We start from the raw sequence: 21,176 nt of genomic DNA, 5'->3' as shown, positions 1-21,176 counted from the left end.
CTGATATATTCCCGCGAGATTAAAAGAATGGTGTGATTAACCAGTTAAAACAACTGTGTCTCAAACTGGGCTCGCCTATTCACTCATGAAGAATGGCCACTTTATTTCATCAGTAAGGAATAACAATAATGACCTCTCGCATCGTATTCATCGATTCAAATATAGCCGAATATCAAAGCCTGATTCCACAACTACCATCAGATTCACAAGTGATTGTGCTGGATGCAAACAAAGATGGAGTGTTGCAGATTCTGACTGCATTGCAAGGAGAATCAGAATTCAACGCGATAGACATCATCTCGCATGGTAAGCCGGGTACATTGCTGCTGGGTTCCATCGAGTTGAACAATGTCAACTTGACAGATTATGCCGAGCAATTAACTGAAATTGGCGCACATTTATGCATCGATAGCGACATCCTGCTGTATGGCTGCGAGGTGGCGCAAGGGAAGACTGGGCAAGCGTTTATCGATCAACTGGCGCAATTAACCGGCGCAAATGTTGCGGCATCCACCAATCTGACCGGCGCGGCTGATTTGGGAGGAGATTGGGTACTGGAAGCACAAGCCGGTATGACTCAAGCGCCAACGTTACAACTGTCTTATCACGGAGTCTTGGCAATTCTCACCGGCACTACCGGCAATGATGTACTCAATGGAAGCACGGGTGATGACACATTCACGGGTGGTTTAGGCGACGATACTTTGAATGGGGGAACTGGCAACGATATAGCAATTTTTTCAGGCAACGAAGCGGATTATAGATTCTCGCGCAATTCAAGCGGTCATATTACGGTGAAGGATATGAACACCGCCAATGGTGATGAAGGCACGGATACTCTATTAAATATTGAAACTGCCCGGTTTTCGGATGGGGATATTGGAACATCTTTTGAGAAAAATGGTGAATTCGGCGTCAACACTTATTATTCTTACGGAAATACACCAGCTGCGATCACCGGATTAAGCAATGGTGGTTTTGTAGTTAGTTGGTATTCTAATCCGCAAGATGGTTCGCTTTCTAGTATTAGCGCTCAGCTTTATGATGCCAATGGAGTGCCGCAAGGCGGTGAGTTTAGTGTAGGTAATGCATATAGCGGATATCTCTATCCCACAATAACCGCATTGAACAATGGCGGTTTTGTGATTGCCTGGGATTTTCCTGGGGCTGAGACTGCCAATGATGGCATACATGCCCGGATTTATGATGCCAATGGCATAGCACATGCCAGTGAATTTATTGTTAATACTAATACTGGCGGCTATCAAGGAAATCCTTCAATTGCCACACTGAGCGATGGAGGATTTGTGGTGAGTTGGAGTTCAACTTCTAACTATAGCCCGGATGAGATCAATGCCCAACGCTATGATGCTAATGGTGTTCCTCAAGGCAGTGAATTCAAGGTCGATACTTATACGGCCATCGATCAAATGGACGGGGAATGGTGGCCTTCGATCACTGCACTAACCAATGGTGGTTTTGTAGTGAGCTGGACGTCTTACAATCAAGATGGCCGTTATGGCTATGACATTTATGCGCAACGCTATGATGCTAGTGGAGCGGCACAGGGCGGTGAGTTCATGGTCAGCACTACTACAACTGGCGGCGGATTGGATTCTTCAATGACTGCGTTAACCGATGGCGGTTTTGTGGTGACCTGGTCAATACCTTTTAGCCCCGGTGGTATTTATGCTCAGCGCTATGATAGTAATGGAGTGGCACTGGGCAGTCAATTTCAGGTTGGTTCTGATACATTCGTTTATGGTTCACGATCTTCTATTACTACGCTGACTAACGGTGGTTTTGTGGTGGCTTGGGAATCTACAGATCCTGAAGATGGCAGCAGGAGCATTTATGCCCAACGCTATGATGCTGATGGCATTGCTCAAGGCAGTGGATTCAGGGTTAATACTTATTTAATCGATACTCAAGAATGGCCTTCTATCACTTCACTGGCCGATGGTGGTTTTGTAATCACCTGGATAGATGGTAACCGAGGCGGTATTTTTGCCCAGCGCTACGATTCCGAAGGAAAGGCTGTTGGTGGCGACCTTACGTTGACGGGCAGCGCAAATGACGATCATCTCACTGTTGCTTCAACATTGACTGAACCAGTCTATCTGCTGGGAATGGCGGGAAACGATGTGCTGCAAGGCGCAAAAGGTAATGATAATCTGGATGGTGGAACTGGCAACGATACGATCAATGGTGGCATTGGTGCGGACACGATGATCGGCGGATTGGGTAACGACAATTTCACTGTTGATAATGTCGGCGATGTCATCATCGAGAAACCTGCTGAAGGAACCGACAAAGTCAATAGCAGCGTGTCTTATTATACGCTACCTGCTAAAGTTGAGAATCTGACGTTGACAGGTACAGCGGCAATCAATGGCGCAGGCAATGACCTGGCTAACAGTCTCACTGGAAATGCTGCAATCAACGTACTCACTGGCGGAGCAGGCAATGACACACTAAATGGCGGCGCGGGTGCAGATAGCCTAATCGGTGGATTGGGTGATGATACTTATACTATCGACAACGCCGGTGATGCCGTCACAGAAAATCTCGGTGAGGGCACTGATAAAGTCAATAGCAGCGTGACCTACACGTTATCAGCCAATGTTGAAAATCTTACGTTAACGGGTGCATTGGCCATCGATGGCACAGGCAATGACCTGGCGAACAGTCTCACTGGGAATACTGCAATCAATGTACTCATTGGTGGCGCTGGCAATGACATACTCAATGGTGGGGCGGGTGCAGATAGCTTAATCGGTGGATTGGGTAATGATACTTATACGGTCGACAACGCTGGTGACGTCGTCACGGAGAATCTCGGTGAGGGCACTGATAAAATCAATAGCAGTGTGACTTACACGCTATCAACCAATGTTGAGAATCTGACCTTAACCGGATCATCAGCCATCAACGGCACGGGCAATGACCTGGTGAATAATGTGACTGGCAATACAGCGGATAACCAGTTGAATGGCGAGGCGGGTAATGACACGCTCAATGGCGGGACGGGTAACGATATGCTCACTGGCGGCACCGGAAAAGATACCATGACAGGCGGAACTGGGAGCGATATTTTCAGATTTATTGCAAAAGACAGTATTGACAAGATTGTTGACTATAACGCCGCTGATGACACTATTCAGCTCGAAGACTCTATATTCACGGCATTAACAACGATTGGCACTTTAGCTGCTAATAATTTTATCATCGGCACAAGCGCAGCCGATTCAAACGATTTCATCGTATATAACTCGGCAACAGGCGCACTGCTCTATGATGCGGATGGCAATGGAGTGATTGCTGCCGTACAAATTGCTACACTGACGAGTGGATTGGCTTTGACCAATGCGGATTTTGTAGTGATCTAAAGAGCCTCTGAATAACTGTCATTTCGAGCATAGCGAGAAATCTGTACTGTCTTTTCTCAAAGATTCCTTGCTACGTTCGGAATGACAAATGTGTATTGGCCTGCTTACTTGACAGCTTCCCGGTCATGCAGAACTCGTTCCTTATCTAACTGATCTGCCATTGCTCTTAATGCGGAAGAAATTGTTACCGGATAACCGGGAGCGGGATCGAGAGCAGTCATTGCAGCGGGCAGACGTTTGTAATTGACTAAGGTTTGACTGCGCAGTTCATGCAAGGACGGATTCGGATGAAGACGTTTACCTGATCGCATGAAAGGCTGGATTAGCGATTCACCTTGCTGCGGATCATCATCTTCCAGCGCCACGATATCTCCGGCCATACAGCCAGCATCAGCATGCTGCCGGTAGACCTGCTTTCTTCCGGGCCATGTGGCCTTGCCTTCCGAGCGTTTGCGGCGGGGCTTGCCAGCATATTCTTGAAGTTTGTATGCGCAATCCAATGAAGGGGCATCGATCGAGATATCCAATGCGGTACCGATGCCAACACCATCAATCGGTGCGTGGGCGGATAACAGTGTTTGCAGTTTGTATTCATCCAGGTTGCCGCTGGCGAAGATAGTTGTGTTTTGCAAGCCGCCTTCGTCGAGTATCTGGCGTACATTTTTAGCGTGTTCAGCTAGATTGCCGCTATCCAGACGAATCCCTTGGATGTTGATCTTGTCTGCCTTGAGTTTCTTCGCCAATGTAACGACTTTGTGTGCCGCCGCTTCGGTGTCATAGGTATCAATGAGTAACACCGTGTTGTTGGGATGGGAGCGCGCAAAATGTTCAAAGGCGTCGCTTTCATCTTGATGCGCCTGAATGAAGGAGTGCGCCATCGTGCCGAACAGTGGAATGTCGAACAGTGTTCCCGCCAGTACGGTTGCCGTGCCGGAAAAGCCTGCTAAGTAACTGGCCCGGGCGGCCAGTAATCCCGCTTCTGCGCCATGCGCCCGGCGCATGCCGAAATCAACCAGCAGTTGATCCGGCGCTACCAGTACCGAGCGGGCTGCTTTGGAAGCGATCAGTGTTTCAAAATGCATCAAATTAATAATACGTGATTCGACCAATTGAGCCTGCGGCATCTTCGCAGTAATCCTCAGAATAGGTTCATTGGGGAAGAAAATCGTCCCTTCCGGCATGGCATGAACATCGCCATCAAAACGGAATTGTTCGAGATAAGTCATCACATGCGGTGGAAAGCGTGTTGCCAGCCAGTCCAGTTCTTCCGGCGAGAATTTGAGGTTTTCCAGGAATTCCATGACCTGTTCCAGTCCGGCTGCAACCATGAAATTTCTTCCAGGCGGCAGTTTACGCACGAACAGTTCAAATACCGCAGTTTCTTCCATATCCTGTTCAAGATAGGTTTGCAGCATGGTGAATTGATACAGATCGGCCAATAAAGGACTGGTTAGCGGGTTCATGGCATAAGATCCTCATAATGGACCGGTCTGGCGCCCAGCCGGATCATTTCGTTAAGCGCGCGCTGGCCGTCTCCGGGCTGCTGATTGATTGCGCGCACCGCGTCCTCGAGTATAAGAGTTGTGTACTGGAGTCGCAGGGCATCCTTCACGGTGTTGAGCACACAGTATTCGGTTGCGATGCCGCCCACAAAAACCCGCTGAATATGGAGTGATTGTAATAGCGCATTGAACTGCGTTCCGGTAAAGCCAGAATATGCATCGGTTTCCGGTGAAGTTGCTTTGGAAATGATGTGAGCATTGGCGGGTAATTTAAGGCCGGGATGAAATGCCGCGCCGTCTGAACCGGCAATGCAGTGTGGCGGCCATGGACCCCCTTGCGATTGAAAGGAACAATGCGACAAGGGGTGCCAGTCACGTGTTGCGAAGACCGGCAATTGATGTGCAGCAAAATGCGCAAGGTAGCGATTCAACTGCGGGATGATTTCATTTCCTCCCGCAACCGCGAGATTACCGCCCGGCAAAAAATCATTTTGCATATCAACCACAATCAACGCGTCTCCTGAAGCAGGCGCAATTTTCACGATGTGGACTGAATCAATAGCTTCTTGATAGCCGGTTATTCATTTTCACTGCCGGGAATATGATGTTTTCCTGTGCTTACTCGTTTTGCTTGATAACCCTCGCTGCCAATATCTTCAAGAAATTGCACGGTGTCGCCGACTGCCAATTGATCAAAATCATGACCTGCCAGATTGTCACGGTGAAAGTACAATTCACACCCGTCAGACGTCTCGATAAAACCATAATCTTCCGTTTTAAACAGGCGCATTACCTTGCCCTGCAATACCGGCGCGTGCAGCTTGGTATCGCCGCGCTGACGGCGGGCATAATCTTCCAGTTGCCGCTTGGCGGCATCGAAAGCATCTCGCACGGCGACATACACATCTTCATTGGCGACACGATTGACCACCAATTCGCCGCCCGGCACCGTCATGTCAATGCGCACGTCAAATAGTCTTCCTTGATGGTGATGCTTGTGCGGAAGCTCGACGACTATCCGGCAACTCATGATGTGCGGATAAAACTTTTCAAGCTTTTCCGCTTTTTCCCGGATATGGGTTTCAAGCGCTTCAGAGTGGGGGATATCCCGTGTTGTGATTTGTAAGGTAACTTCCATAGTTATTTCCTCTTAATAGACTGATAAATAATATTATCTTCAGAAACTATCCTTTAACACATACTTTCGGGCGCAGAAAGGCAATCCGGCGCGCCAATCCTGCTTGTTCCGTAACCTCGGCCACTTGGTCGACATCCTTATAAGCGCCCGGCGCTTCTTCCGCTGCGCCGCGCATTGAGCGAGTGCGAATTAGTATACCTTGTTGCGCTAGATCATTGATCAATGCACGGCCATTCCATTGCTTCAATGCTTGGTTCCGGCTCATCGCGCGGCCTGCGCCGTGGCTGCATGAGGCAAAAGCCTGATTGCTGCTGGTGCCAGCAAGAATATACGAACCGGTACCCATGCTGCCGCCGATGATGACAGGTTGGCCCGCTGCACGATAACGTGCTGGCAGTTTGGGATGTCCTGGCGCAAACGCCCGTGTTGCACCTTTACGATGCACATGCAGCAATCGGGATTTGCCATCCACTTCGTGCATTTCTTCCTTGCAAGTATTGTGCGAAACGTCAAACAGTGTTTCCAGCGCTGCATGCGGATAAACTTCTGCAAACGTGGCGCGGGTCAAATGTGTCAGGATTTGCCGGTTAGCCAGTGCGCAATTAATGGCGGCATTCATCGCGCCGATATATTGCTGGCCTTCCGGAGATTTTATCGGTGCGCAGGCTAACTCCCGGTCGGGCAAGTGTATGCCGAGGCGACTCGCCGCCTTGGCCAGCATCATCAGATAATCGGTGCCGACTTGATGCCCGAGTCCCCGTGAACCGCAGTGAATGGAAATGATTAGCTGACCTTCGTGTAAGCCGAAAGCTTGCGCAGTAAGGGCATCGTAAATATGCTCTACTACCTGTACTTCCAGATAATGGTTGCCGGAACCCAAGGTACCCATTTCACCACGCTGGCGCTTTTTGGCCAGTTCAGAGACATTTTCCGGTATAGCACCGGCTACACGCCCATTTTCTTCCACATATTCCAGATCGGCCGCATCACCATAACCCTGTTTCACAGCCCATTGCGCGCCGCCGTGTAGTACTTGGTCGAGCTGGTGCGGATTCAAACTGATATTGCCTTCTTCACCGACGCCAGCAGGAATGGTTGCGAACAGTCTATCCGCCAGTTGACGCAAAAGCGGTGCGGCGTCGTGCAAATTGAGATTGCTGCGCAGGCAGCGGATGCCGCAGGAAATATCGAATCCGACACCGCCGGCTGAAATGATGCCGCCTTGTTCCGCATCAAATGCCGCCACGCCGCCGATGGGAAATCCATACCCCCAATGCGCGTCCGGCATTGTCATTGCTGCACCGGCCAAGCCAGGTAATGCGGCGACATTGGCAATTTGCTGCAATACCTTTTCATCCATGCTTTCGAGCAAAGGTTGATTACCGTAAAGCAATACTTCTGCGCGTTTTTCACCGGCGGCTTTGGGGAGCGTCCAGAGATAAGCGTGCAACTGCTGTAATTGTTGACTATTCATACGTCCACCACGCAACGAGATTCCCAGATCGGGCCGATTTGTTTTACCGCAAGCATAGTCAGCGTAGCGCCTTTGACTTCAACGCCGCGCTCCAATCCATCGCGCCATTTCTCACCGAGCGCTTTTCCATGCCATCGATTCTCCTGGCGCCGGATATAAAAATGACTGAACACCATGCCGAGCTCTCGTGATTTACCGAGTAAAAGATTGAGCCAAACCACCAGTGCCAGTTCAATATCGGATTCTTCAAACTCGATGGTCACTGTAATATCCGGCTGCACTACCTCAAGATTGGTAATAATCGCAAAAACCGCATGCGCCGCCGCTTCGAAAGACTGTTCGATGGTTAAACCACGGCCGATAATTCCAATGTCAGCGTCATGTTCAAAATACGATGAGCTCATGTTTGATCATTCCAGATGCATGATTTTTCATTGTAGTAGTTTTGTAGATTGAAATGTATTAATCTGAATAACCGTTGCGATAGATCAATTCTCCAAGGTGTTAAGACGCAGTACAGTACAAATGAGGAGATTTTTATGCCGAAACATAATGCTGATATTGCCGCTGTCTTCGAGGAAATTGCCGATTTGCTGGAAATACAGGGTGCCAATCCGTTTCGCATACGTGCCTATCGCAACGCCGCGCGTGTGGTAGGCGAGTTCTCGCAGGAAGTATCCCGTTTATTGGAGAAAGGTGAAGATCTGACAGAGCTGCCGGGTATTGGAGACGATCTGGCTGGCAAAATCAAAGAAATTGTCGGCAGCGGTCATTGCAGCTTACTGGATCGATTACATACCGAACTGCCGTCCGCCATTACTGAACTTCTGAAAATACCCGGTCTTGGTCCTAAGCGGGTCAAAGCGCTGTATCACGATCTCGATGTGCAAACGCTGGAACAATTGTACCGGGCTGCGCGTGATGGTCGAATTCGCGCCTTGCCGGGTTTTGGCGAAAAAACCGAGAACAACATTCTGCAAGCGATCGAGGTGCATGCCAATCAGACACGGCGCTTCAAATTGGCAATAGCAGCGCAATATGCGGAAGCGCTGGAAAAATTTCTTGTGGCGATTCCAGGCGTTTTGAAAGTCACTGTGGCAGGCAGTTACCGGCGCATGCGTGAAACGGTTGGCGATTTGGATATTCTCGCAACAGCTTCAACGACCGCAACAAGCCAAGTGGTGCAACGTTTTACAAATTACGACGAGGTGGCCGAAATCTTGTCGGCAGGGCCCACACGCGCCAGTGTGATTCTTAAATGCGGCTTGCAAGTGGATTTGCGCGTCGTCAAGGAAGAATCCTATGGTGCGGCACTGCATTATTTTACCGGCTCGAAGTCACATAACATTGCGATCCGGCGCATGGCACAGAAGAGTGGATTAAAGATCAATGAATACGGTGTTTTCCGGGATAAAACACGTATTGCGGGTGAAACGGAAGCATCAGTATATGCCGCTGTGGGACTATCTTATATTCCCCCTGAGTTGCGTGAAAATCGCGGGGAAATTGCCATGGCAAGGGCAGGGAAATTGCCGCAATTAGTGGAACAAACCGATCTGCGCGGCGACTTGCATGTGCATACCAAGGCAACGGATGGGCATAACAGCTTGCGTGAAATGGCGCAGGCGGCTTTATCGAATGGTTTTGAGTATATTGCGATTACCGAGCATTCGCGCCGGTTAGCTTTCACGCATGGTCTTGATCCATTGAAACTGGCGCAACAATGCGATGAAATTGATCAACTCAATGCCGAGTTAAAAGGAATTACCTTGCTTAAGAGCATTGAGGTGGATATTCTGGAGGATGGCAGTCTGGATTTGCCGGATAGCGCGCTGGCACGGTTGGATATGGTCGTGGGTGCGGTGCATAGCAGTTTTAATCTGTCGCGAGCCAAACAAACGGAACGCATTTTGCGCGCCATGCAGCATCCGTATTTTACCCTGCTGGCACATCCGACAGGACGCTTGATTCAGCGCCGCGCGCCTTATGACGTCGACATGCTGCGCATTATTCGCGAAGCCAGAAATCGCGGTTGCTTTTTGGAACTGAACGCGCATCCGGAACGACTAGATTTGCTCGACACCCAATGTCAAATGGCCAAGGAAGAAGGTGTGTTAGTCAGCATTAATTCCGATGCCCATAGCGTTTACGATTTCGCCAATCTGCGCTTTGGCATCGGGCAAGCGCGGCGTGGCTGGCTGGAGAAACATGATGTACTGAATACCCGTTCCTTGAAGGAATTGCGTCTCCTAATCAATCGCACCATGTCATAATTATGTTAAGGAGTTATTATGATTTTTTCCGACCGTATCACAGCAGCCGGGAAACTGGCGGAAGCGCTTTCTGAATATCAAGATAGAAATCCGCTGATACTGGCGATTCCCCGAGGCGCCGTGCCGATGGCCAAGGTGATTGCTGAGGAATTGAACGGTGAAATGGATGTGGTGCTGGTGCGTAAATTGCGCGCACCAGGCAATCCCGAGTTTGCGATCGGTTCTGTTGATGAGAGCGGTTGGGTTTATCTGACGGAGTATGCCGAGCAAGCCGGTGCCGATCAGGATTACATCAACCGGGAAGTATCTGTTCAGCTTGAAACCATCCGACAGCGGCGTGCGCAATACACCCCTATGCATCCGCCGGTTGATCCCGCTGGACGGATTGTCATTGTCATCGATGACGGGCTGGCCACGGGATCGACGATGATTGCCGCACTGCATGCATTACGTAACAAAAAACCGGCAGAATTGATCTGCGCCGTGCCCGTCGCTCCGCCGGAGACATTGAGGAAATTAGAAGGAAAAGCGGATCGAACCGTATGCTTGTCATCGCCGCTCAATTTCTATGCGGTAGGACAGTTTTACGCGGATTTTCCGCAAGTGACCGATGAAGAAGTGATTGCTTGTCTTGCCGGGTCAAATCGGCGAGAGAAGGAGTAATTGTGCGTATTCTGTTGATCGAAAATTATTTACTAGGAGTTTGCCATGATACGAAACCCGATTGATATAGCTAGCCGTGTCAGCTCTAATTTATCCGCGCTTATTGAAGATCGCGTGAATAAGTCAGAACTGGGACAGGACATAACGCTCGCCACCATTCATGATTTTGTTGCGGGTCTGCTTAGCGATGCATTTACTGAAACAGAGGAGCGGCACCATTTTGATATTAATGAATCATTGCTGGATGAGCTGAATGCATTGATCGAGGAATTTGGAGAATCGGCGCTAGCCATTGACTTTGTGCAGGAAAATGCCAGTGAGCCCTTATCACGAGTCATTGACGCCGTGGTTAATGACAGGGATCAAGAAAACCCGCCGACACTCGAGGCCGTAAAAGATGCGATGATTTCTGGGTTGTTAGCAAGTTTGGTCGGCGCTGGTGTATTGGATGAGGATGAAGATGATGTCTTGCTGGCAGAAATTGATGCGCTGATCGACCGGCATGGCGCCGATGCCCTGGCAGAAGAGTTTATACGATACGAATAGAATAATCATTCGTTTCTTTTTTGTTGCAACTACCATTCCTCTGAGTAAAAATGAACCTTAGCATCGATTCTCAATCGAATTGTTCATTGGCTTCGGCTTCTTTATTTATTTTTACTGATTTATGGACCTCGATAAAATCTACGTATTGCAAACGGGTGTAAGCCTTAAAATTTCGACTATTGCTTTGCAAGAATTAATTGCAAATGCCATCAGTAAACAAAAGTTTCCTGAACTTGAAAAGATCCGAAGCACATCGGATTTATATGCCTATCTATCGGTTGTTGTCTGTGAAGGCGCGGAAGATTTAATCAGCAGACGGCAGCGTTGGATAGATCAAAAAATAAAAGCCGACTTAATCGCAGGACGGCCGGTTCCCTTCAATAACTTTTGCAATCTTTTCTGGCGCAATCTCGATGAAGACGATCCGGATGGTGACGAATGGCAGCAGTTGATGGCAAGCGACCAGTTTTATTCTCAATTGACTGTGCTGCTGAACAAATTGCGCATCGCTGAACGCAGCTTGCAGCAATATAAGGGAGCAGTTCCTGATTGGTATATGGGTTCGGCTTAAGGGTCATCCAGATTAATCAAGAAGTATCTTCCCGAGAAATCGTATTAGCACTATGGTATACGGTCATTGCTGCTGCAATGAATGAAATATTTCTATATGCGTTTTGCTTATTGACTCGTGAGCCTTGCGTGTTGCAACATGATTCCAATTATGCCGCGAGGCGATCTCTGAAATTTTCACGTTTCGACCATAGAATTGGAGTAATGTCGTAACTTTGGAGAGCATCTTCTATTGCATTCGTGACTTTGTGTTCGCGATCATTCAGTACAGCAAAGGCTAGCGAATCAGCTGGACGAACGTCTTTTGTATCCAGCCAGGCAAAGGCTGCATTTTTGGCATTATCTTTATTTGGGTTGTTGATAACCCGTAATATTCTTTCCGGTTCATGCCGAGACTTCGGTATAACAAAATCAAACTGATGGTTGAAGCGGCTATGACCAATAAAATTAACCCTTGGTGTATACCGTACATCCGCTTTGTCAAGCCAGAGGGCTACGTCTTCAAAGAAAAAACTCTCAACATTAGTCCGTGTCACATAAAACAGATCATTTACAGCAAGAATAGCCTGCAACAAATTGTGTTTTTGCAAAGAAAAATTGTCTTCGGTAGCTTTTATCTCAATTGCATCATGAACTTGATGTACGCCAAAACCATTCAGCGTTGCTTGAAGAAGCGCCTTGCGGTGGGGGGTATCAATTATGCAGCCTGACTGAGCCAGATCCGTGAGTGTGTAGCCATCATCCGTGAGTGTCCATTCATTACCTTGTTGTCGTAAATAAATTTGAATGTAATCGTTGTGCCGATCCAGGTAAGGTGTTGTTATTTCAATCCAGTCATCAATCTCTCGCCACGCAGTTTTAGCTTTGAGCCAGTCGTAATATCGGCCGATAAGATCATCTGTCGTAGTCACGCGAATAATCCTCTAATGATATTTGGTTTTTCCATAATGTGACAGTAAAGCATAAAGTCCTGAAGTACCTGCCATACATCATCAGGATTGCTCAGCATCCCGTCGGGAATGTCATACGCCCATTTGTCGCCATAGCCTTCACGATAGAGGTGAAGGTGGGGAATTCCCACTTCGACACCATCTGGGTTTCGATGAGGGGAAGCGAAATCAAGCCGCGCTAGCACTATAACTTGACGTCCTCGTGTTTGAAATCCTGTTTTTAATGAGATTCGCTTCTGATTAATATCAAGCGAAAAGCTCTCCCGTTGATCGCGAGAAGATAACGGTATCTCCAATCGACCTCCCAAGCCTGGAAAGTAGAATGGTTGGATACTGGCGGAAATCTTTTCCATCCGAAGCAATGCTTCGGCATCAGCTTGAGAAAACGAATCTTCGGTCACTACTCTGTCCTTAAAATTTATTGTATTTATTTGACATGCCAAATCGCTAAGGAACTGGAATGATAGCTTGATACGAGACATCCTACCAGGATGACGGAATATCTTTGGTTACCAAGGTACAATCTGCCCATCAAATGCATAAAACTTCCCGGAATCCGAAAATTTCAAGTTGCTGATGACAGCGCGCATGCCGGTGACGCTTTGTTCGGTAGTAATCAATGCATTCGGGCCGCCCATGTCGGTTCTGACCCATCCCGGATGGAGTAATACTGCGGTAATCCGGCTTGAATCCAAGTCAATCGACAGGCTTTTCATTACGATATTGACCGCCGCTTTGCTGGAGCGGTAAATGTGGCTGCCGCCGCCACGATTGTCTGCGATGCTCCCCATTTTGCTGGTGATGGTGATGATGGTTTTTAGCTGGCTTGTGGAAATTTGTTGAATGAATGCTTCGGCCATTTTTAGCGGTGCCATTGTATTGACCGCAAAGGAATAAGACCATGCGGCATAATCCGTTGTTCCAAAGGAATCGCCGTGTTCTGGCGGATAGACACCGGCATTATTGATCAATAAGTCAATCGTCTGATTGGATAAAGCTTGCGATAACTGTTCAATCTGATGATGGCTGGTTACATCCAGAGGATGGACAGTTATCTGATCCGGATATTGCGCGGCCAAACGATTCAGTGCCTCCGCTGTTACCGGATTGCGGCAGCAAGCAAAAACACGCCAGCCATCTTTGGCATATTGCCGGACAAATTCAAGTCCGATGCCACGATTTGTTCCTGTAATTAATGCTGTTTTCATGTCTTTTCCTTATAATTATTCGATAATCTGTGTTTTAGCGCTTAAATCCAAACTTCAATGGCGCTTATTTTACAATGCTTGATAACTTTCGAAACGGCTGTTGCAAGATCATGGTGTCAAAGCACGTTGTTTTCTCACAATATCCCAGCAAAAGCTGATAGCATCAACCCAGTCTGAAGATGTAAATCCGAGAAAATTTCAATCCAATCCATGCTGAGTTACCGACACGCCTTTCATGCAGGCAATCACGCCGATGTCCTGAAACATTTGATTGAAGTGCAATTGCTGCGTCATCTGATGCAGAAAGATAAACCGTTTTGGTATATCGATACCCATGCTGGCGCAGGCTGCTATGTGCTGGATCGCGGCTTTGCTGCACAGAATGCGGAATACGAAAGTGGTATCGCCCGTTTGTGGGATCGCGACGATTTGCCGGGTGCGCTGGCCGATTATGTGTCGCTGGTGAAAAACATCAATCCGGACAAGCAGATGAAGTTGTATCCCGGTTCGCCATTGTTCGCGCTGCACTTGTTGCGTGAGCAGGATCGGCTGCGGTTGTTTGAGCTGCATCCGGCGGATAGCGAAATCCTTTTACAAAACTTTGCCGCCGAGGGTGCACGGGTGCAAGTGCAGAGTACCGATGGTTTTGGTGCGTTGAAGGCTTTGTTGCCCCCTCCATCACGCCGCGCGCTGGTGTTGATTGATCCGCCTTACGAGGATAAACAGGATTATCGTCGCGTCATTTCGGCGCTGGGAGAAGGATTGAAGCGTTTTGCCAACGGTATCTATGCGGTGTGGTATCCGCAGTTGCAGCGCGTTGAGGCAAAACAGTTGCCCGAGCAGTTCAAGCGATTACCCATGAAGAGTTGGCTGCATGTTGCGCTCAGTGTGCAGACGCCGGGTAAAGGCGGCTTCGGTATGCATGGTAGCGGCATGTTTGTGTTCAACCCGCCGTGGACACTTTATGGGATATTGCAGGAGGTGATGCCTTATCTCGTCCGGCAATTAGCGCAGGATGCACAAGCACATTTCATTCTTGAGAAGCACGAATCAAACTCTCATTCAGGCAATCTGGGGCAATGACAACGCTACCCATCTGAGTGGCAGATAGCCTTAAAATGCCTTGAATATCATGCGGCGCTACGCTAGGCTATCGCATTTTTGTAAAATGTTTTACGGATATTCTGTTGAATCCGGGAAATCCAGAATTTTTCCGGTGCTGCATATCCGGCAAACTCCCTAGATACCGGTGTTGTCAAAATAATTATAATAATTCCTATTGTAAAACCATGATTGAAACCATTGCTGCATTTGCCCGGTGGTCGCAACTGACCGCCAATTTGATCTTGTTTGGAAGTTGCGTTTTTTTTGCCATTATCGGGTCGCAAAAAACCATTTTTGAGACGCCGTGGGTTATGCGGCTGGAAAAGGGATTTCCGTGGTTAGCAGGCGCGGTCTTGCTGGGGCTCATCGGTATTTTGGCTACCACAACGAGCGAAGCAACCGCGAATTTAGCCAATTTCTGGAGCCCGGCAGCCTGGCTGAAAATTGTGCAGCAAACGCAAATTGGGCATATCTGGGTGGCTCGCGCGCTTTTGGCATGCGTGTTATTGGGTGTTATTTTGTTGTTTCGGCGTATTCATCGGGAACGATGGCATTATTTTTTATGGGCTGGTGTCGCGTCGCTTCCTTTGATAGCAGGCGCACTCATGAGTCATTCCAGCGCGGATGAGATGTCGTTTCAGGCGGTTGCGCCTTATGCGTTGCATATTCTGTTTGCTGGTGTGTGGTTTGGCGCATTGCCGGCATTTTTGTTTATTTTGTATAGTAATCATAGTGAGCCAGGTAAGCCATCCAATCTGACAATTGCAAACTATCTGAAGAAATTCTCGGCAATTGCGTTACCCGCTATGGTGTTACTGGTAGTGACTGGTCTGATTGTAACTGATCGTTTAGTTGAAACCTTTTATCACACACTGGTTTCCAGTCCTTATGGCTGGTTATTGAATGCCAAACTGAGTATTTTGGCAATTATTCTGGTAATTGCCTTTCAGGCGCGTAATAAGTGGCTGCCTATGCTTTTAGAAGGAAATACACAACAGAATAATGAAGGTGTTATCCATTTAAAAAAATGGGTCGGCATCGAATTTATTCTGGCGCTATTACTGGTTCTGATTGCAACTATCCTGGCTAATACACTTCCTGCCAAACATACGATGATCGAGAATTGGCCTTATCCGTTCCGTTTCTCGATCAGTGCGACATGGGATGAGCCGAATGTGCAGGAAATGGTGTGGTCGGGTGTTGTGCTGTTTCTTGTTGCACTGGGTACGGTTTGGCTGGGCGCAAAAAATAACTGGAACAAAATGAAAAGAATTCTGGTTCCGGGTTTATTGGGAATCAGTTCGATGGCGATCGCTTTGCCGCCTTTGGCCATTGAGGCTTATCCTGAAACTTATCTGAAACCAACCGTTCCTTTCGATGCGATTTCAATCTCGAATGGGTTCCGGTTGTTTAGTGAGCATTGCGCAAACTGTCATGGCCCGCAAGGCAAAGGAACTGGCACTATCGTAGATCCGGAGGTCAGAGATCCAACGGATCTTTTGACCGAGGAGCATACGGCTAAATATACCGTGGGTAACGTTTTTCACCAGCTATCGCAGGGTATTCCGGGAACAAAAATGCCGGGTTTTGCTGCGTCTTTGTCCGAAGACGACCGCTGGGATCTTATCAATTTTCTCCACGCGTTGTCGCGCGGTTTTGATGCGCGCTTACTGGGAAGCATGATCGTCCCAGAGAGTCCGGTGATTGCATCACCAGTATTTAATTATTCTGCAAGTGATGGTTCCGATGGCAATTTAAAGGATTTTCGCTTGCAAAAAAATGTGGTGCTGGTGTTATTCTCCTGGCCGCAATCAAAGGAACGATTTTTTCAACTGGCTGCATCTTATGACAGAATAAAAGCGCTTAATACTGAGATTCTGGCGGTTCCAATTCATGCACTTAATGAGCAGGAATTACAGCAAATCGTCAGTATCGCTCCTTTCCCAGTAGTTACTGAAGGCTGGTCGGAAATCAAAGACAGCTACTGGTTATACCGGCGTGTTAGAACGGTTCCCGATCTGTCGAGAAAAGGTATGTTTCCAGGGCATATGGAGTTTGTAACCGACCGTTTCGGATATTTGCGCGCCCGATGGGTTGCTCAGTTTGAAGGGTTTGGCTGGCAGAATATCAGTGCTTTAACGCTGCAATTGACTCAGCTCAATCAAGAAGGCGAGATTATGCCGCCGCCAGGCGATCATGCGCATTGATGTGCCGCACTGAAGATCAACCGAGGTTAGAAGCCAAACAAGCTGGCACAACTACATTATTACGCTTTACTATTTAAGTTGGTCATTCTTCTAAGCGCGTTTTATAATCCCTACACAAAACAATAATCCTAATCTTCCGGGGCAATCAGTGTGACAATTTATGACTAAGCACTGCAGCTAATAGCGAATGAATCCAAATCTGAATCAGTTACAACCTTATCCTTTTCAGAAGCTGCGCCAACTGTTTGAGGGGGTAATACGCAACACTGCGCTGCACCCGATTGATTTGCAGATTGGTGAGCCCAAGCATGCGACACCCGATTTTATTCGTCATGCGATGATAGATAATCTGGATGGTTTATCCACTTATCCGACCACGCTGGGAACGCCGACGCTGAGGAATAGCATCGCGGCGTGGATCAATCGACGATTTAACCTGCCCGGTATCAATCCAGACACAGAAATCATTCCCGTCAATGGCAGCCGTGAAGCTTTATTTTCTTTTGCGCAGGCGGTGATTGATCCCAGTGCCAATCATCCGGTGGTGGTTTGCCCCAATCCTTTTTATCAAATTTACGAAGGTGCCGCGCTATTGGCAGGCGCTACTCCCTATTTTATTAACACATTGCCGGAAAATCGTTTCAGATTGGATTATTCACAATTAGCCGATGCAGTGTGGTCACGCACGCAGTTGATTTATGTGTGCTCGCCGAACAATCCAACAGGTGGCGTGATGAAACTGGATGAATGGCGGGAATTGTTTGCGTTGTCGGATCGTTATGGTTTTGTGATCGCTTCGGATGAATGTTATTCAGAAATATATTTTGATGAAACAGATCCGCCTTTAGGGGCGCTGGATGCTGCGCAGCGACTGGGCCGTTCTGGTTTTCCGCGGTTGGTGGTATTCAATAGTTTGTCGAAACGCTCAAATGTGCCGGGGTTGCGTTCCGGGTATGCGGCCGGAGACGCTACGCTACTGGAAAAATTCCTGCTGTACCGGACTTATCATGGCTCTGCGATGAATCCAGCCGCTCAGGCGGCGAGTGCCGCAGCGTGGAGTGATGAAGCGCATGTGGTGGAGAATCGTCGTTTATATGCGCAGAAATTTTCTTCATCGATAGCACTGTTGTCGGATACGATGGCGGTGCAGATGCCGGATGCGGGTTTTTATTTGTGGATTAAAACACCGGTCAATGACACTGAATTCACCAAACGGCTTTATCAAGATTATAATGTTACGGTGCTGCCGGGCAGCTATCTGGCACGTGATGCGCATGGCATGAATCCGGGAAAAAATTATGTACGGATTGCGCTGGTTGCTTCACCGCAGGAATGTATCGAGGCCATGAACAGAATCAAGAGCTTGGTGATTCAACTGAGCTGAATTTAAATTATTAGGAAAAATTATGAATGAATTGAAAACCATCATTGAAGAAGCTTTTGACCGCCGTGCTGATATTACCCCGCGTAATGTCGATGCCAATCTGAAGGAATCTATCGCGCAAGTGCTCAATATGCTCGATGGCGGCAAACTACGCGTGGCCGAGAAAATCAATGGCGATTGGGTGACGCATCAATGGATCAAGAAAGCCGTGCTGCTGTCATTTCGTATCGAAGACAATAGTTTCATCAAAGGCGGTTTCTCCAACTATTTTGACAAAGTACCGTCAAAATTCGCTGATTACAGTTCCAGGGATTTCCGTGACGGCGGTTTCCGTGTGGTGCCACCTGCAGCCGTACGCAAAGGTTCGTTTATTGCTAACAATGTGGTTCTGATGCCGTCTTATGTCAATATTGGCGCGTATGTGGATGAGGGTACCATGGTTGATACCTGGGCAACAGTGGGTTCCTGTGCGCAAATTGGCAAGAATGTGCATTTATCCGGCGGTGTTGGCATCGGAGGTGTGTTGGAGCCGGTTCAGGCAAATCCAACAATTATTGAGGATAATTGTTTTATCGGGGCACGTTCAGAAGTGGTGGAGGGTGTGATTGTCGGTGAGAATTCAGTGATTTCGATGGGTGTATATATTGGCCAGAGTACAAAAATATATAACCGCGAAACGGGTGAAGTTAGTTATGGCCGTATTCCGCCGGGATCGGTTGTGGTATCAGGTAACTTGCCGGCTGAGAATGGAAAATACAGTCTGTATTGTGCAGTGATTGTTAAACAGGTTGATGCCAAGACCCGGTCAAAAACGGGTATTAATGAGTTGCTGCGTGGAATCTGAAAATTTTCTAGAAATATAAAGATATAATAAAAATCCCCTTATGAGGGGATTTTTATTGGGTATTTAAGATTATTTTTTGACGATCTGGTTATCTACTTTTTTTACCCCGTCTACAATCCAGGTATGCATATTGACACGGGTAAGTTGGTCTTCATTATTGACCGTGCCACTTAAAACGACATTGCCATCGTTGACCTTAATTTCGACTTTAGCGCCTTGTAACACAGGATCTGATTGCACGGCTTGGGTGATGCGGGCAAAAATAGTTGAATCATCATAAACGGCTCCTGGCGGTGGTGTAACCCAGGATTCATGTGTTTTTTCTGCATAGTTTTCGCAACCGCTCAGTGTGAGTATACTCATGAGGAGTATGGAAAAAGTAAATAATTTATAACGAGTTTGCATGGTGTTTTTTTCCTATCAATGATTTTCTTGAAATTGCATGTGAATGTTGTAACGTAATTGTTTTGTTTTTATGGCAGCCACTTCTCATCTATGTATGTTATTTATCCCCTCTGGCATGTATGGAATCATAACGCTACAGGCGGGACATAAACAAGCCGGTGTAATCAAAATGTGGTAATGGAGATGTCTTCAGTACTTAAAATGTGCACTTTTCTATTGCTGCATGTAAAAAGTGTTGTACTTGAGCGGTTAAATCACTCGTCAGGCAATCAAATTCTTTCACTTCATCAGTTTTCATGCTACGTAGCCATGTGAGTTGTCGCTTAGCCAATTGTCGAGTGGCAGCAACCCCCATGTCATGTAATTCCGTGCTATTTATTTTGTTATCCAGGTAAAGGCAGGTCTGGCGGTAACCGACACAACGCATCGATGGGGATTCCAGGCTAAGTGAAAATCGTTTTCGAATAGATTGAACTTCATCAATTAATCCATGGCTCAACATGGCTTCAAAGCGTTCTGCGATGCGCAGGTGTAGCTGACTGCGATTACTTGGGATGAGTGCAATACTTATTTTACGGTAAGGAAAATTTGTTTGTCTGGGGATTTTGAGAATCTCAGACATCGGTTGTTGGGTTAGATAACATACTTCCAAAGCGCGTTGAATGCGCTGACTATCCGTTGGTTTGATACGTGCTGCAGTTTCCTGATCCAGTTCTTCGAGCTTTTGATGCATGGCTGGCCAGCCCAATTCCTTGGCCATGTTTTCAAGCATCAGGCGAAGATTCTTATCCGCCGATGGCAATATCGAAAGTCCATCTTGCAACGCCCGGTAGTAAAGCATGGTACCACCTACAAGTAATGGAATTTTATTGCGCAGTGTAATTTCATGCATGATATTTAATGCATCACTACGAAATTGTGCTGCAGAATAGTGCTGGTCTGGATCGATTAGATTAATCAGGTGATGAGGTACTCGGATAAGGGTTGCTGGTTCTGGTTTAGCTGTTCCGATATCTAAATGTCGATAGACTTGGGCAGAATCAACGCTAATGATCTCAACAGGAAAGTTGTCAGCAATATCCAGAGCTATTTGACTTTTGCCACTTGCGGTTGGTCCCATCAGAAAAATAGCGAATGGCAAGGGTGTTGAATATTGCATTTTAGGTTTTAAGTGATGAATGTTGAAACGAAGTATCGGTCTAATGACGACTCAGTTGATGCTGTGAATGATTAGAATTTAAAAATTAAATAGTCATTGGACAATCAGCAAAACTCGGCTAAACTTTGAAAAATTTAACTTCTCGTGGGAACAAGCCATTGAAAATCTTCGCAGCGGTAATATTTGTCCTTATATTATATAACCTGGGATCGGCTCTGTATTACATGTATAAAGATAAAGGTCAATCGCCACGTATGGTCAGGTCCTTGGGTATACGTGTTGGTTTGTCACTTTTTCTGTTTATTGTCATGATGATATCAACTCGTTTGGATATGATGTCTGATTAAGAAGCTTTCTCTT

At 47.3% G+C, this 21,176-nt stretch carries 20 protein-coding genes; 10 read left to right on the top strand and 10 right to left on the bottom strand.

The window, feature by feature from the left end:
* The first annotated feature begins 128 nt into the window (after window positions 1-128).
* Window positions 129-3,389 (top strand): DUF4347 domain-containing protein, encoded by a 3,261-nt coding sequence (locus NIT79A3_RS17975; protein ID WP_013966881.1) that lies wholly within the window; start codon window positions 129-131, stop codon window positions 3,387-3,389.
* Between the two features lie 104 nt (window positions 3,390-3,493).
* Here NIT79A3_RS17975 and NIT79A3_RS14355 read toward each other — a convergent pair whose 3' ends face one another.
* The 5 genes from NIT79A3_RS14355 to NIT79A3_RS14335 are packed head-to-tail and all read right to left on the bottom strand — an operon-like array spanning window position 3,494 to window position 7,907.
* Window positions 3,494-4,852, bottom strand: coding sequence for a nicotinate phosphoribosyltransferase (locus NIT79A3_RS14355; RefSeq protein WP_013966880.1), 1,359 nt, complete (start codon window positions 4,850-4,852; stop codon window positions 3,494-3,496).
* The gene (locus NIT79A3_RS14350; RefSeq protein WP_013966879.1) at window positions 4,849-5,433 is read right to left on the bottom strand and encodes a nicotinamidase; all 585 of its coding nucleotides are present in this window, start codon (window positions 5,431-5,433) and stop codon (window positions 4,849-4,851) included. Before NIT79A3_RS14350 ends, NIT79A3_RS14355 begins: the two co-directional genes overlap by 4 nt.
* 35 nt (window positions 5,434-5,468) lie before the next feature.
* Window positions 5,469-6,029 carry a ribosome-associated translation inhibitor RaiA gene (gene raiA, locus NIT79A3_RS14345; protein WP_013966878.1) on the bottom strand — a complete coding sequence of 187 codons (561 nt, stop codon included), beginning with the start codon at window positions 6,027-6,029 and terminating at the stop codon, window positions 5,469-5,471.
* 46 nt (window positions 6,030-6,075) lie between these two features.
* A complete protein-coding gene (locus NIT79A3_RS14340) occupies window positions 6,076-7,503 on the bottom strand; it encodes an RtcB family protein (protein WP_013966877.1) in 1,428 nt (475 codons plus the stop codon).
* On the bottom strand, window positions 7,500-7,907 hold the full coding sequence (locus NIT79A3_RS14335) for an archease (protein ID WP_013966876.1): 408 nt from the start codon (window positions 7,905-7,907) through the stop codon (window positions 7,500-7,502). The genes NIT79A3_RS14340 and NIT79A3_RS14335 overlap by 4 nt, the downstream gene beginning before the upstream one ends.
* 135 nt (window positions 7,908-8,042) lie before the next feature.
* Between NIT79A3_RS14335 and polX the strand changes: the two genes are divergently transcribed.
* From polX to NIT79A3_RS14315, 4 genes are all read left to right on the top strand, one after another.
* Window positions 8,043-9,776 (top strand): DNA polymerase/3'-5' exonuclease PolX, encoded by a 1,734-nt coding sequence (gene polX, locus NIT79A3_RS14330; RefSeq protein WP_013966875.1) that lies wholly within the window; start codon window positions 8,043-8,045, stop codon window positions 9,774-9,776.
* Window positions 9,777-9,794: 18 nt separating this feature from the next.
* The gene (locus NIT79A3_RS14325) at window positions 9,795-10,439 is read left to right on the top strand and encodes a phosphoribosyltransferase family protein (RefSeq protein WP_013966874.1); all 645 of its coding nucleotides are present in this window, start codon (window positions 9,795-9,797) and stop codon (window positions 10,437-10,439) included.
* A 45-nt stretch (window positions 10,440-10,484) separates the two neighbouring features.
* On the top strand, window positions 10,485-10,985 hold the full coding sequence (locus tag NIT79A3_RS14320) for a hypothetical protein (RefSeq protein ID WP_013966873.1): 501 nt from the start codon (window positions 10,485-10,487) through the stop codon (window positions 10,983-10,985).
* Window positions 10,986-11,106: 121 nt separating this feature from the next.
* Entirely contained in the window at window positions 11,107-11,556 is a 450-nt protein-coding gene (locus NIT79A3_RS14315) for a hypothetical protein (RefSeq protein ID WP_013966872.1), read from the top strand.
* A gap of 148 nt (window positions 11,557-11,704) precedes the next feature.
* On the opposite strand, the gene NIT79A3_RS14310 is transcribed toward NIT79A3_RS14315, so the two are convergent.
* The 3 genes from NIT79A3_RS14310 to NIT79A3_RS14300 all read right to left on the bottom strand — a co-directional run bounded on the left by NIT79A3_RS14310 (window position 11,705) and on the right by NIT79A3_RS14300 (window position 13,713).
* Window positions 11,705-12,466 (bottom strand): DUF1829 domain-containing protein, encoded by a 762-nt coding sequence (locus NIT79A3_RS14310; protein ID WP_013966871.1) that lies wholly within the window; start codon window positions 12,464-12,466, stop codon window positions 11,705-11,707.
* Window positions 12,463-12,906, bottom strand: coding sequence for a hypothetical protein (locus tag NIT79A3_RS14305; RefSeq protein WP_013966870.1), 444 nt, complete (start codon window positions 12,904-12,906; stop codon window positions 12,463-12,465). The genes NIT79A3_RS14310 and NIT79A3_RS14305 overlap by 4 nt, the downstream gene beginning before the upstream one ends.
* Window positions 12,907-13,014: 108 nt before the next feature.
* Entirely contained in the window at window positions 13,015-13,713 is a 699-nt protein-coding gene (locus NIT79A3_RS14300; protein ID WP_013966869.1) for an SDR family oxidoreductase, read from the bottom strand.
* A 210-nt stretch (window positions 13,714-13,923) separates the two neighbouring features.
* Here NIT79A3_RS14300 and rlmJ point away from each other — a divergent pair, with 210 nt between their 5' ends.
* The 4 genes from rlmJ to dapD all read left to right on the top strand — a co-directional run bounded on the left by rlmJ (window position 13,924) and on the right by dapD (window position 19,252).
* Entirely contained in the window at window positions 13,924-14,796 is an 873-nt protein-coding gene (rlmJ, locus tag NIT79A3_RS14295) for a 23S rRNA (adenine(2030)-N(6))-methyltransferase RlmJ (RefSeq protein ID WP_013966868.1), read from the top strand.
* A 206-nt stretch (window positions 14,797-15,002) separates the two neighbouring features.
* A complete protein-coding gene (locus NIT79A3_RS14290; RefSeq protein ID WP_013966867.1) occupies window positions 15,003-17,024 on the top strand; it encodes a CopD family protein in 2,022 nt (673 codons plus the stop codon).
* Window positions 17,025-17,211: 187 nt separating this feature from the next.
* On the top strand, window positions 17,212-18,408 hold the full coding sequence (dapC, locus tag NIT79A3_RS14285) for a succinyldiaminopimelate transaminase (RefSeq protein WP_013966866.1): 1,197 nt from the start codon (window positions 17,212-17,214) through the stop codon (window positions 18,406-18,408).
* Window positions 18,409-18,430: 22 nt separating this feature from the next.
* Window positions 18,431-19,252 (top strand): 2,3,4,5-tetrahydropyridine-2,6-dicarboxylate N-succinyltransferase, encoded by an 822-nt coding sequence (dapD, locus tag NIT79A3_RS14280; RefSeq protein WP_013966865.1) that lies wholly within the window; start codon window positions 18,431-18,433, stop codon window positions 19,250-19,252.
* A gap of 69 nt (window positions 19,253-19,321) precedes the next feature.
* On the opposite strand, the gene NIT79A3_RS14275 is transcribed toward dapD, so the two are convergent.
* Window positions 19,322-19,657 (bottom strand): BON domain-containing protein, encoded by a 336-nt coding sequence (locus NIT79A3_RS14275; protein WP_013966864.1) that lies wholly within the window; start codon window positions 19,655-19,657, stop codon window positions 19,322-19,324.
* Window positions 19,658-19,853: 196 nt separating this feature from the next.
* Complete coding sequence (gene miaA / locus NIT79A3_RS14270) at window positions 19,854-20,816, bottom strand: tRNA (adenosine(37)-N6)-dimethylallyltransferase MiaA (RefSeq protein ID WP_013966863.1); 963 nt, start codon at window positions 20,814-20,816, stop codon at window positions 19,854-19,856.
* A gap of 125 nt (window positions 20,817-20,941) precedes the next feature.
* Here miaA and NIT79A3_RS18415 point away from each other — a divergent pair, with 125 nt between their 5' ends.
* A complete protein-coding gene (locus tag NIT79A3_RS18415; RefSeq protein ID WP_348225636.1) occupies window positions 20,942-21,163 on the top strand; it encodes a twin transmembrane helix small protein in 222 nt (73 codons plus the stop codon).
* Window positions 21,164-21,176: the final 13 nt, after the last annotated feature.

This window comes from Nitrosomonas sp. Is79A3, assembly GCF_000219585.1.
In the GTDB taxonomy this organism is placed as follows: Bacteria; Pseudomonadota; Gammaproteobacteria; order Burkholderiales; family Nitrosomonadaceae; genus Nitrosomonas.
The sequence above is the reverse complement of the archived record's forward strand: the minus strand, read 5'-3'. Positions and strand labels throughout refer to the sequence as shown.

What these genes read in the sequence shown, in the direction of transcription:
- NIT79A3_RS14355 (WP_013966880.1), bottom strand. Translation starts at nt 4,852, where the DNA reads ATGAACCCGCTAACCAGTCCTTTATTGGCCGATCTGTATCAATTCACC.
- polX (WP_013966875.1), top strand. Translation starts at nt 8,043, where the DNA reads ATGCCGAAACATAATGCTGATATTGCCGCTGTCTTCGAGGAAATTGCC.
- NIT79A3_RS14325 (WP_013966874.1), top strand. Translation starts at nt 9,795, where the DNA reads ATGATTTTTTCCGACCGTATCACAGCAGCCGGGAAACTGGCGGAAGCG.
- rlmJ (WP_013966868.1), top strand. Translation starts at nt 13,924, where the DNA reads ATGCTGAGTTACCGACACGCCTTTCATGCAGGCAATCACGCCGATGTC.
- dapD (WP_013966865.1), top strand. Translation starts at nt 18,431, where the DNA reads ATGAATGAATTGAAAACCATCATTGAAGAAGCTTTTGACCGCCGTGCT.
- NIT79A3_RS14290 (WP_013966867.1), top strand. Translation starts at nt 15,003, where the DNA reads ATGATTGAAACCATTGCTGCATTTGCCCGGTGGTCGCAACTGACCGCC.
- NIT79A3_RS14340 (WP_013966877.1), bottom strand. Translation starts at nt 7,503, where the DNA reads ATGAATAGTCAACAATTACAGCAGTTGCACGCTTATCTCTGGACGCTC.
- NIT79A3_RS14300 (WP_013966869.1), bottom strand. Translation starts at nt 13,713, where the DNA reads ATGAAAACAGCATTAATTACAGGAACAAATCGTGGCATCGGACTTGAA.
- NIT79A3_RS14320 (WP_013966873.1), top strand. Translation starts at nt 10,485, where the DNA reads ATGATACGAAACCCGATTGATATAGCTAGCCGTGTCAGCTCTAATTTA.
- dapC (WP_013966866.1), top strand. Translation starts at nt 17,212, where the DNA reads ATGAATCCAAATCTGAATCAGTTACAACCTTATCCTTTTCAGAAGCTG.
- NIT79A3_RS14315 (WP_013966872.1), top strand. Translation starts at nt 11,107, where the DNA reads ATGGACCTCGATAAAATCTACGTATTGCAAACGGGTGTAAGCCTTAAA.
- NIT79A3_RS17975 (WP_013966881.1), top strand. Translation starts at nt 129, where the DNA reads ATGACCTCTCGCATCGTATTCATCGATTCAAATATAGCCGAATATCAA.
- raiA (WP_013966878.1), bottom strand. Translation starts at nt 6,029, where the DNA reads ATGGAAGTTACCTTACAAATCACAACACGGGATATCCCCCACTCTGAA.
- NIT79A3_RS14275 (WP_013966864.1), bottom strand. Translation starts at nt 19,657, where the DNA reads ATGCAAACTCGTTATAAATTATTTACTTTTTCCATACTCCTCATGAGT.
- NIT79A3_RS14335 (WP_013966876.1), bottom strand. Translation starts at nt 7,907, where the DNA reads ATGAGCTCATCGTATTTTGAACATGACGCTGACATTGGAATTATCGGC.
- miaA (WP_013966863.1), bottom strand. Translation starts at nt 20,816, where the DNA reads ATGCAATATTCAACACCCTTGCCATTCGCTATTTTTCTGATGGGACCA.